Origin of the sequence: Kitasatospora sp. NPDC048296 (genome assembly GCF_043201815.1) — a bacterium.
Taxonomy (GTDB): Bacteria; Actinomycetota; Actinomycetes; order Streptomycetales; family Streptomycetaceae; genus Kitasatospora.
The window spans coordinates 1-10,790 of sequence record NZ_JBICZB010000087.1 but is presented as its reverse complement, the minus strand read 5'-3'; the positions used below and the strand labels follow the sequence as shown (position 1 = coordinate 10,790).

Sequence of the window (10,790 nt, the reverse complement as noted above, 5' to 3'; positions counted from 1 at the left end):
CGCCCCGTCGCCCGCTACGAGTGGGCGACGGGGCAGCCGTGTCATCGGCGGGCGACGGGGTAGCCGTGCGTCCCGTCCCGCCGGATGTCGTCCAGCCCGGGCAGCCAGCTGCCGAGCACCAGCGCGGACGGGTAGAACATCGGCTCCGGCAGCTCGTCCACCGCGAAGCGCTCCCAACCGGCGCACGCGTGCGGCTCGGTGACCACCGCCTCGGCCAGGCTCGGCGGCGCCAGCACGGCGGCGGTCAGCCGGGGCCGGCCGAGCTCGTGGTCCAGGTGCACGGCGAGCACCCGCATCTGCGCCGCGGGCAGCACGATGCCGGTCTCCTCGGCGAGTTCGCGGGCCGCGGTCTGCTCGAAGGACTCGCCGAGGTCGACCTTGCCGCCGGGCAGGCTCCAGGTGGGCGGTTCGCCGGCCGTGGTGCGGCGGCCGATCAGCACCCGGCCGTCCCCGGTGGGCACGATGACGCCGGCGCCGAGCAGCGGTGCGGTCGGTACGGTGCTCAACTCGCCATCTCCTTCAGCTGGTTACCAGTTGCCGCGCTCGTAGTCCTTGAGGAAGCAGCCGTACAGGTCCTCGCCCGCCTCGCCGCGCACGATCGGGTCGTACACCCGGGCCGCGCCGTCGACCAGGTCGAGCGGGGCGTGGAAGCCCTCGTCGGCGAGGCGCATCTTGTCCGGGTGCGGCCGCTCGTCGGTGATCCAGCCGGTGTCGACGGCGGTCATCAGGATGCCGTCGCTCTCGAACATCTCCTGCGCGCTGGTGCGGGTGAGCATGTTGAGCGCGGCCTTGGCCATGTTGGTGTGCGGGTGACCGGCGCCCTTGTAGCCGCGCGTGAAGACGCCCTCCATGGCGGAGACGTTGACCACGTACTTGCGACGGGACGCGGACGCGGCCATCGCCGGGCGCAGCCGGCTGATCAGGATGAACGGCGCGGTGGAGTTGCAGAGCTGGACCTCCAGCAGCTCGACCGGGCCCACCTCCTCGACGGTCTGCACCCAGCTGTTGGTGTCCGCGAGGTCGGGCACCAGGCCGCCGGCGTCGATCGCGGTGCCGGCCTCGATCCGGGCCGGGGTGGCGGAGCCGGTGACCAGGGCGAGCGAGGTGACGTCCTCGGCGGCCAGCCGCTGCTCGCCGCCGCTCGCCTGGTGGGGGAGCGCGGGCAGGTCGACGCCGCCGCTGTTGAAGCGGCCGATGGTGGTGGCCTGCGGCAGCTCACCGGCCGGCAGCGGGGCGGACTCGGCGTTCACCAGCTCGCGGTAGGACTCCGGCGGGCGGCGGACGGTCTGCGCGGCGTTGTTGATCAGGATGTCCAGCGGGCCGTCGGCGGCGACCTCGTCGGCCAGCGCCATCACCTGGGCCGGGTCGCGCAGGTCGATGCCGACGATCTTGAGGCGGTGGATCCACTCGGCGCTGTCCGGCATCGCCTTGAAGCGGCGGATCGCGTCGTTGGGGAAGCGGGTGGTGATGGTGGTGTGGGCGCCGTCGCGCAGCAGCATCAGCGCGATGTACATCCCGATCTTGGCCCGGCCGCCGGTCAGCAGCGCCCGCTTGCCGGTCAGGTCGGCCCGGGCGTCCCGGCGGGACCGGTTCAGGACCGCGCACTTCTGGCACAGGTTGTGGTAGAAGGCGTCGACCTCGACGTACCGGGTCTTGCAGGTGTAGCAGGAGCGCGGCCGCTCCAGGATGCCGGCGATCTCGGTGGTGGTGACGGTGGTCAGGCCGAAGGCGCCGGCCGTCTCGTCGTCGATCCGGGTGGGCGCGCCGGTGGCCGTCCGGGCGGTGACCTCGCGGTCGTTGGCGGTCTTGCGGGCCCGGGTCTCCTGGCGGCGGCGCTGCTTGAGCGTCCGGAATATGCCGCCGACGGCCTTGCGGACGGTGATCGCGTCCGGGTGGTCGACGTGCAGCTCGTCCAGCTCCGCGAGCACCTCCAGGCAGAGCCGCAGCCGCTCGGGGTCGAGGCCGGGACCGAAGTCGATCTCCTCCTCGGTGCCGTCGACCTGGTCATGCCCGACGTCGTGTCGCTCGACGTCCTTCTGCTCGATGCTCACGCCCGCTGCCGCTTTCCCACTCGCCTCGCCGTTACCGCGTGAATGCTACGGGAGCGGTCCACGCTGGGGCGAAAAGCCGACGTGGGGGCCGGGGCTTGGAGGATCGTCCATGTCTACGCGCGGAGCATTGATCATGGTTTGTGCACAGCACCAGCAATGTGCCTCGAACTGGCTTTTGCCTCCGTACTGCCGGAGAATCGAATGCTGGGTGCCGGGCGCCCGAGTGCGCCCCGGCGGCATCGCCGCAACCGCACCCGAGGTGTAATTTCTCCCAGCCAGAGAGCCCATTCATGCGTTTCCTGAACGACCTCAAGCCCTCGTACGACTTGACGTACGACGACGTCTTCATGGTCCCCAGCCGTTCCGCCGTGGGCTCCCGGCAGGGCGTCGACCTCTCCTCGAACGACGGCACCGGCACCACCATCCCGCTGGTCGTCGCCAACATGACCGCCATCGCCGGCCGCCGGATGGCCGAGACCGTCGCCCGCCGCGGCGGCCTGGTCGCCATCCCGCAGGACATTCCGACCGAGGTCATCGCCGAGGTCATCTCCTGGGTCAAGCAGCGCCACCTGGTGGTCGACACCCCGATCACCCTCGCCCCCGGCGCCACCGTCGCCGAGGCGCTCTCCCTGCTGCCCAAGCGCGCGCACGGCGCCCTCGTGGTGGTCGAGGACGGCAAGCCGGTCGGCGTCGTCACCGAGTCCGACTGCCAAAGCGTGGACCGCTTCACCAGCCTCGCCGACATCATGTCCCGCGAGCTGCTGCTGCTGGACGAGGGCATCGACCCGCGCGACGCCTTCGACAAGCTCTCCGAGGCGCACCGCAAGCTCGCCCCGGTGGTCGACGCCGAGGGCCGCCTGGTCGGCATCCTCACCCGCAAGGGCGCGCTGCGCGCCACCCTGTACACCCCGGCCGTGGACGCGAACGGCAAGCTGCGGATCGCCGCCACCGTCGGCATCAACGGCGACGTCGCGGGCAAGGCCAAGGCGCTGATCGAGGCCGGGGCCGACGTGCTGGTGGTCGACACCGCGCACGGCCACCAGGAGAGCATGATCAGCGCGCTGCGCGCGGTGCGCGGCCTGGACCCGCAGATCCCGATCGTGGCCGGCAACGTGGTCTCCGCCGCCGGTGTCCGCGACCTGGTCGAGGCGGGCGCCGACATCCTCAAGGTCGGCGTCGGCCCAGGCGCCATGTGCACCACCCGGATGATGACCGGTGTCGGCCGCCCGCAGTTCTCCGCCGTCCTGGAGTGCGCCGCCGAGGCCCGCCGGCTCGGCAAGCACGTCTGGGCCGACGGCGGCGTGCGCCACCCGCGCGACGTCGCCATGGCGCTGGCCGCCGGTGCCTCCAACGTGATGATCGGCTCCTGGTTCGCCGGCACCTACGAGTCCCCGGGCGACCTGCAGACCGCCGCCGACGGCCGCCAGTACAAGGAGAGCTTCGGCATGGCCTCGGCTCGTGCGGTCAGCAACCGCACCGCCCAGGACTCCACCTACGACCGGGCCCGCAAGGCGCTGTTCGAGGAGGGCATCTCGCACTCCCGGATGTTCCTCGACCCGGCCCGCCCGGGCGTCGAGGACCTGATCGACTCGATCGTGGCCGGCGTGCGCAGCTCCTGCACCTACGCGGGCGCCAACACCCTGGAGGAGTTCCACGAGAAGGCGATCGTGGGCATCCAGAGCGCGGCCGGCTACGCCGAGGGCAAGCCGCTGCACTCCAGCTGGGCCTGATCGGGCCGGGGCCGTCCGGGCTGGGTGTGTCCAGTCCGGTCCTGCCCGCCCGCGTCCGTACCGTCGGCCGTCCGGTTCCTCGTCTCGGGGAGCCGGGCGGCCGCGGCCGTTTCGGGCGTGTCCTGCCGCTGGCCGTGCCCGTCGTGCCCGTCGTGGCCTTGGCCCTGGCCGCCTTGTCCGTCCCGGCCGTGGTGCGGTCCGAGCGGGATCAGCAGGGCGCGGCCGAGCAGCCCGACCGAGCCGTCCAGCTCGGCGGCGAAGGCCCGGGCGGCGCCCGGCAGCCGGCGCAGCTCCCACAGTGCCTGTACGGCGGCCCAGGCCCCCTCGCGGGCGGCCTCGACCGACCAGGTGCCGAGCAGGTGGGTGAGTGGCTCGGCGTGCTCCAGCAGGTCGGGCCCGGGCATCAGCTGCTCGCGCACGGCCGTCTCCACCTCGGCCAGCACCCCGTTGATCCGGTGGTAGTCCGCCTCGACTCCGGTCGGCTCGCCTCCACGGCGCAGGCAGAGGTCGACCACGGCCAGCGGCAGGTCGTGCTGGATGTGGGCGTTCATCCCGGCCAACGCGAACTGCAGCGGGTGCACGCCCGGGTGGGCGCGCAGCGTGAACAGCGGCCGCCAGCAGGCGGGCGGCTCCTGCCCGGCCGCGTCGGCGGCCACGGCCAGCAGGTACCGCCCGGCGAACACCACGTCCAGCTCGGCCATCGCCGCAGGGTCGGCGAAGTACCCGCCGGCGAGTCGGTCGCGCACCGCCTCCGTCACTGTGAGGTAGGCCCGGTTGAAGACCGCCACCCCGTCTGCCGGGGGCAGCTCTGCCGCGATCTCCCGCAGCCGGCCGACCACCTCCTCGACCGTGACCGGCCTGCGAGCCGTCACCGTACGGGCCGTCGCTGCGCGGGTCATGTGCCACCCTCCGAGGCCGATCGTGCACCGATCGCATCATCGTGGCAGCGTGGAGGGTGTCCGGTGGGCGCGAACACGCGTCCGTCGAAGTGGCGTCACACGATCAGGCCGCCCCCGCCCTGGAACGACGTCGAGTTGGACATGACTTTGTTGTGAACTTGCCGTGACTCCACCTATCCGCCACCTCCTGCCATGGTCCCGACCGTGATCAACCGTCGTACCCTGCTGTCCGCGCTCGCCGCGGCCCCGGCCCTCAGCGCCATCGACGCCATCGGCGCCACGCTGGGGAGTACCCCCGCGAACGCCGCCGACCTCTACCCCTCCAACACGGCCCTCTACGCCGACCCGTCCCTGGTCGAGGGCGTGGACTACGGCCGCCGCTACCGCCGGCACCTGATCGACGACCAGAGCCCGCAAGGCCGTGAGCCGTTCATCCGGACCACCGTCATCGCCCTGCACGGCGGCGGCATCGAGGGCGGCACGTCCGAACTGTGCCTCGCCGTCGCCGGCTACCACCCGGCCGACCTCGCCCCGACCCCGGCCGCCGGGCCGGTGTGCGACTTCTGGATGTTCGAGGGGCTGCGCTCCTCCAACAACCGTGCGCTGCACGTCACCTCGACCCACTGTGACGACGGCGTGGCCCGCGCGATGTGCGCCGGCAGCCTCAACGTGCTGTCGCTGCACGGCTGCACCACCGCAAGAGACGGCCAGGAGGCCGGCGCCCAGGCCGTGCTGGTCGGTGGCCTGAACCCCGCCTTCCGCCAGTACCTGATGGAGGAGTTCGCGGCGGCGGGCGTCCGGGCCGTGACCGCCTCCGGGGAGGAGGAACTCGCGGGCGTCTCGCCGGAGAACATCTGCAACCGCAGCCTGCTCGGGATGGGCGCCCAGGTGGAGATGACCCCTGAGCTGCGCGCTGCGATGTTCGCCCCGGGCAAGACCACCCGCGCCGAAGCCGCGGCCAACACCCTGCCGCTGTTCTGGAGCTTCACGTCCGCGGTCCGGACCGCGATCCAGCGGCTGGAGGCGACCCAGCCCATCCTGTGACGGACGGCCCGCCGGCTGCGCGCCCCGCAACCGGCGTCAGCCCAGCTCGTACGCCAGCACGTAGGTGTGGGTGCCCGACTCGTCGACGGCCAGCTGGAACTCCCCGGTGATCCCGGCCAGCTCGCCCGCCCCGGTGCCCGGCACCACGCGTATCGTCACCCCGGTGCTGTCCCAGGCCGCGTGCTGGAGCACGAACGAGCCCTTGCGCCCGTCCAGTTCACCCGTCACGTGCTCCACCGCGACGTACGAGGCCGGGCCGCCCGAGGCGTCGCCGACGGACAGCATCCGCACCTCGCTCCGCCCGCTCAGGCCGCCCGTGAAGGTCTTGGCGACGCTGACCCGCCCGAAGGAGGCGCCCTCGCGCTCCTCCGTCTCCACCGGCTCGAAAGCGGTCAGCTCGAACGACCCGCTCGCCTTGGCACCCACGGCACGCTCCCCTTGTCGGTCGTCTCCCCGGCCGGCACCCCGCCGACCGAGCGGCCGGGCACGCCCCGACCCTGCGGCCGGGCACGCCCCGACCCTGCGGCCGGGCACGCCCCGACCCTGCGGCCGGGCAGGCCCCGACCGTGCGTGAAGCCTTGCACACACCACTGACAATCGGCCCCGCGTCGCCGTCAGTACTCCCAGCGCAGCGCCAGCACCGCCGCGTCGTCGGCCAGCCCGACGTCCCCGACCCAGCCGTCGACGTCCGCGAGCAGGTCGTCCAGCAGGTCCGCCGGGTTCCCCGCGGGCAGGTCGGGCAGACGTTCCGCCAGCGGGTAGAACCGGCCCTCGGCGTCCCGGGCCTCGGACACGCCGTCAGTGTGCAGGAGCAGCAGGTCGCCGGGCCGCGGCTCGAAGCGGCCCGCCGGGTAGCCGCCGCCGGTCAGCCCGAGCAGGCCCAGCGGCGGCGCCGGGAACGGCGGCTCCAGCTCGTTCACCCTGCCCGCGCGGCGCAGCAGCGGGTGCGGATGGCCGCAGTTCACGATCGTCACCGGCCCCCGGTCCGGCGCCACGTCCAGCAGCAGCGCGGTGGCGAACCGCCCGTCCTCCGACCGCGCGGTGAGCGCCGCGTCCAGCCGCTCCGCCAGTCGGGTGAGATCGGGATCGGTCCGGGCCGCCTCCCGGAACACGCCCAGCACGTCCGCCGCCGTCTCCACCGCCGGCAGCCCGTGCCCCTGCACGTCGCCGAGCAGGATCCGCACGCCGGAGCGGGTCTCGACGACGGCGTACACGTCCCCGCCGATCCGCGCCTCGGCCGCCGCCGCGACGTACCGCACGGCCACCCGCAGCCGCCCGATCCGCTCCGGCGGTGGGCGCAGCAGGGCCCGCTGCGCCGCCTCGGCCACCGTCCGGACCCGGAACAGCTCCCGTTCCCGGGCCGCCACCAGGACGACGTTGGCGGCGCTGGCCAAGGTCGCGGCGAGCACCGTGATCAGCGCGGTGATGTGCACCTCGGTCGGCAGCTCGGTGTTGGTGGTCTCCAGCAGCCCGACCGCGAGGATGGCGATCGCCCCGGCGATCAGCGGCACCCGGGCCGTCCGGGTGGTCGCTCCGGCCAGCACCGGCGCCACCGCGAGGACGGGGGAGAGCGTCGTGCCGGGACCGGTCGCCAGGTCGGCGACGATGGCGCCGATCAGCAGCGCGAAGGAGCCGTACAGCAGCAACCGGGTGCGTCGCGGCAGGTGCAGCGGCGGCACACCGGCCGGGCCGTCGTCGGCGGTCACACGTCCTCCAGGGCTGGGCGGCAGAGCGGGCCTACGGTCCACTCTGCTCCGCGCCCCCCGCAGACGGCACCTCGGACGAGGAGGGCCGGGCGTACCCGACTAGGCTGGACCGCGAGATGAGACGCAAGAGCCGCCGCCCGGCCTCCCCCCTCCCACAGCGCAACGGCGTGGATCCGGTGCACCTGCGGCTCCCGGCCGAGGGTCCCTGGCCGACCGTTCGCGCCCACCTGGTCGAGCGGCTGCCCACCGTGGCTGCCGAGCGGATCGACGCGGCGCTGCACGGGCGGGAGATCGTCGGCGAGGACGGGCCGGTCGCGCCCGACGCGCCGTTCCGGCCCGGCGCGCACCTGTGGTTCTACCGGGACCTGCCGGACGAGGTCCGCGTCCCGTTCGAGCTGGAGGTGCTGCACCGGGACGAGCACCTGGTCGTCGTCGACAAGCCGCACTTCCTGGCCACCACTCCGCGCGGCAGGCACGTCGTCGAGACGGCGCTCTCCCGGCTGCGGCACACCCTCGACCTGCCCGCGCTCAGCCCCGCCCACCGGCTCGACCGGCTCACCGCCGGCCTGGCCATGTTCGTGGTCCGGCCGGAGGACCGGGGCGCCTACCAGACGCTCTTCCGCGACCGGCTGGTCCGCAAGGAGTACCAGGCCGTCGCCCCCTACGACCCGGCGCTGGGCCTGCCGCGCACCGTCCGCAGCCACATCGTCAAGGAACGGGGCGTGATCGCCGCCCGCGAGGTCGACGCCCCGCCGAACAGCGAGAGCGAGATCGACCTGCTCGACCGCCGCGACGGCCTCGCCCGCTACCGCCTCCGCCCGCTCAGCGGACGCACCCACCAGCTGCGACTGCACATGTGCGGGCTCGGCGTGCCGATCCTCGGCGACCCGGTCTACCCGGTGGTGCTGCCCGAACCGGCCCCGGACGACTTCCGCCGGCCGCTCCAACTCCTCTCCGCCGTCGTCGAGTTCACCGACCCGCTGACCGGCCGCGCGCGCCGCTTCGAGAGCCGCCGCACCCTGGCCGCCTGGACCGACCCCGAGGGCTGGGCCCTCGGCGCGTCCTCGGACAGGTCCTAGGTTCGGCGGACGACCGGGCCAGGCCCGGTGGCCGATCCGCCGCATGCCCCCGCGGCGCGATCGCGGGGGCGTGAACGCGGCGTTGCCCACCGCCCCGCACTCGTGTGGGTCTCGCGGGCCCCCGGTACCCGCGAGACTGGCTCACCACCGTGATCACGGACGGTTGAACGCCAGGATCCCCGACAGGTCAGGACCGGGCGGCGACGTGGTGCCTGTGGTGGCGCCGATGGTGCCGCCGCCGTTGCCGCCGACCGGTTCCGGACGCCGACGATCCGAACCGGCCGGCTCCGGACATCGAGGCTTCCGAGGAGGAGGACGAGTCGGCGGAGGCCTCGTCCGACTCCTTGCCGCTGCCTTCCGATCCCTTGCCGCTGCCTTCCGACCCCTTGGGCAGCACGTCGATCCGGCCCATCTGGCCGTGCGAGGAGTGCACTCCGTGGTGGCAGTGGTAGACGTACTCGCCCGGGTAGTCGCCCCAGGTCATGGCGATCCGGACGCTCTGGCCCGGATAGATCGGCACGGTGTCCTTCAGCCCGGCCTCGGACGGTCCGACCGGCTCCCCGTCACGGTCCAGCACGCGGAACCGCACCAGATGGGTGTGGAAGGAGTGGGGGGCGTGGAAGACCCCGGCCGGCCGGCGGGTGAGGTGGTTGTGGATCGTCCAGATCTCGCTGGTGCCGAGGGTGGTCCGCACGTCGGTCCGGTCCGGGTCGTACTTGCGACCGTTGATCCTGGTGTCCGGGAAGGTCGTCAGCCAGAACTCCCGCTTCACCGTCGCCTTCGGGATCGGCGGCAGGGTGGCCAGGACGTCCGGAATCCGGCTAGTGTCCTCGGCCGTCCGGGTGATGTCGAAGCGCAGCACCTCGGACCGCTCGGTCTCCAGCGCGGCCGTGTTCTCCAGCACCACCGATTGGCCGACCGGGAAGCGGGCGAAGTCGACCACGATCTCGGCGCGTTCCGCGCCGGCCAGGGTCAGCTCGTCCAGCTTCACCGGCGCGGCGAGAAGTCCGCCGTCGGAGGCTATCTGGGTGAACGGCTCGCCGTTGGCGAGGCGCAGCGATATGTGGCGGTTGGGCGAGACGTTGAAGAGCCGCAGCCGGTACTTGCGCGCCGCCACCTCGAAGTAGGGCCGCTCCTTGCCGTTGACCAGCATGTGCGGGCACTCGTACGGGTCGGTGTAGACCAGCCTGCCGTCCGTCTCGATCCGGGCGTCCCGGATCAGCAGCGGGATGTCGAACTCGCCGCTCGGCAGCGGCAGGCCGCTCTCGTGCGGGTCGCTGAGCAGGTAGGCGCCGGCCAGGCCGCGGTAGACGTTCTCGGCCTCCAGCTGGTGCGCGTGGTCGTGGTACCAGAGTGAGGCGGCCACCTGTTCGTTGGGGTAGTGGTACTCGCGGGTCTCGCCGGGCTGGACGACGTCCATCGGCAGGCCGTCGTACCGCGACTGGACATGGCCGCCGTGCAGGTGGACGGAGGTGTGCACGTCCAGGTCGTTGGTCTGCTGGATCACCACCTCCCGGCCCTTGACCGCCCGGATGGTCGGACCCGGGAAGCAGCCGCCGTAGGTCCGGACGGTGGTCTTCAGCCCCTTGACGATCTCCACCTCGGTCTCGGCCATCCGCAGTTTGTACAGGTCCGAGGAATCCGTCCGCGACGCCGGACTCAGCACCGGGGGCACCGGCATGGCGTGTGCGAAGGGGACGATCCGGGCGGCCTGCCGCCTGGTCTCCGAGCCGGTCTGAGCGACCGGCAGTGCGGCTGGCGCGCTGTGGGCCAGGCTTGGTGTGAGGCCCCATGGGAAGAGGGCCACTGGGCCGCCTATGGTGGCGGCCCTGAGGAGGTCTCGTCGGTTCAGCATCCTCGGTCTCTCTGTCCGGGACCCGGCGGTCGGTATGCCGCCGGGCAGATGGTTCGCCGGCCGTGGTCGCCGGCCGCCCCGCCCAGAGCCTGTCGCGCACAAGACGGTGCGCGGGCCTGGCAGTGGCTGACCGTGCGGCTCGCGCCGCGCTTGGTAACCGCCCCGCTGGCTCAGTATCAGCGGGGTTCGCGCGCTCTGCATCGCGACCGCATCCGCCCGTGACCCCGGCATCCCGGGGTGGCCGGCATTCCGGGACGTCCGGCGGCCACTTCGTGCGGGGGCCAGCGCCGGGTGCGGGCTGCGGGCGTGCGGGCGCGCCCGTGGGGGGGGGGGGGGGGGGCGCGCCCCCGGGGGGGGGGGCCGGGGGGCGGGGGGGGGGGTGGGGCGGGCGTTGGGCGGTGGTAGTGGGGGGGCGGGGCGGGGGGC

At 73.3% G+C, this 10,790-nt stretch carries 9 protein-coding genes; 3 read left to right on the top strand and 6 right to left on the bottom strand.

Features of this window, described 5'->3' with window-relative positions; all coding sequences use genetic code 11:
* Positions 1-41: 41 nt before the first annotated feature.
* Both ACGF12_RS33370 and ACGF12_RS33365 read right to left on the bottom strand, forming a co-directional pair.
* Complete coding sequence (locus tag ACGF12_RS33370; protein ID WP_393038568.1) at positions 42-506, bottom strand: NUDIX hydrolase; 465 nt, start codon at positions 504-506, stop codon at positions 42-44.
* 21 nt (positions 507-527) lie between these two features.
* Positions 528-1,979, bottom strand: coding sequence for an SDR family NAD(P)-dependent oxidoreductase (locus tag ACGF12_RS33365; protein ID WP_393038617.1), 1,452 nt, complete (start codon positions 1,977-1,979; stop codon positions 528-530).
* A gap of 362 nt (positions 1,980-2,341) precedes the next feature.
* Between ACGF12_RS33365 and ACGF12_RS33360 the strand changes: the two genes are divergently transcribed.
* Entirely contained in the window at positions 2,342-3,781 is a 1,440-nt protein-coding gene (locus tag ACGF12_RS33360) for a GuaB1 family IMP dehydrogenase-related protein (RefSeq protein WP_393038565.1), read from the top strand.
* On the opposite strand, the gene ACGF12_RS33355 is transcribed toward ACGF12_RS33360, so the two are convergent.
* Positions 3,742-4,680 (bottom strand): DUF5995 family protein, encoded by a 939-nt coding sequence (locus ACGF12_RS33355; protein WP_393038562.1) that lies wholly within the window; start codon positions 4,678-4,680, stop codon positions 3,742-3,744. The genes ACGF12_RS33360 and ACGF12_RS33355 overlap by 40 nt on opposite strands.
* 192 nt (positions 4,681-4,872) lie before the next feature.
* Between ACGF12_RS33355 and ACGF12_RS33350 the strand changes: the two genes are divergently transcribed.
* Positions 4,873-5,724, top strand: coding sequence for a poly-gamma-glutamate hydrolase family protein (locus ACGF12_RS33350; protein WP_393038559.1), 852 nt, complete (start codon positions 4,873-4,875; stop codon positions 5,722-5,724).
* Positions 5,725-5,760: 36 nt separating this feature from the next.
* On the opposite strand, the gene ACGF12_RS33345 is transcribed toward ACGF12_RS33350, so the two are convergent.
* Positions 5,761-6,150, bottom strand: coding sequence for a DUF3224 domain-containing protein (locus ACGF12_RS33345; protein ID WP_393038556.1), 390 nt, complete (start codon positions 6,148-6,150; stop codon positions 5,761-5,763).
* Between the two features lie 188 nt (positions 6,151-6,338).
* Positions 6,339-7,430 (bottom strand): PP2C family protein-serine/threonine phosphatase, encoded by a 1,092-nt coding sequence (locus tag ACGF12_RS33340; RefSeq protein ID WP_393038553.1) that lies wholly within the window; start codon positions 7,428-7,430, stop codon positions 6,339-6,341.
* Between the two features lie 116 nt (positions 7,431-7,546).
* Between ACGF12_RS33340 and ACGF12_RS33335 the strand changes: the two genes are divergently transcribed.
* Positions 7,547-8,509 (top strand): pseudouridine synthase, encoded by a 963-nt coding sequence (locus tag ACGF12_RS33335; RefSeq protein ID WP_393038550.1) that lies wholly within the window; start codon positions 7,547-7,549, stop codon positions 8,507-8,509.
* Positions 8,510-8,696: 187 nt separating this feature from the next.
* On the opposite strand, the gene ACGF12_RS33330 is transcribed toward ACGF12_RS33335, so the two are convergent.
* Positions 8,697-10,124, bottom strand: coding sequence for a multicopper oxidase family protein (locus ACGF12_RS33330; RefSeq protein ID WP_393038547.1), 1,428 nt, complete (start codon positions 10,122-10,124; stop codon positions 8,697-8,699).
* Positions 10,125-10,790: the final 666 nt, after the last annotated feature.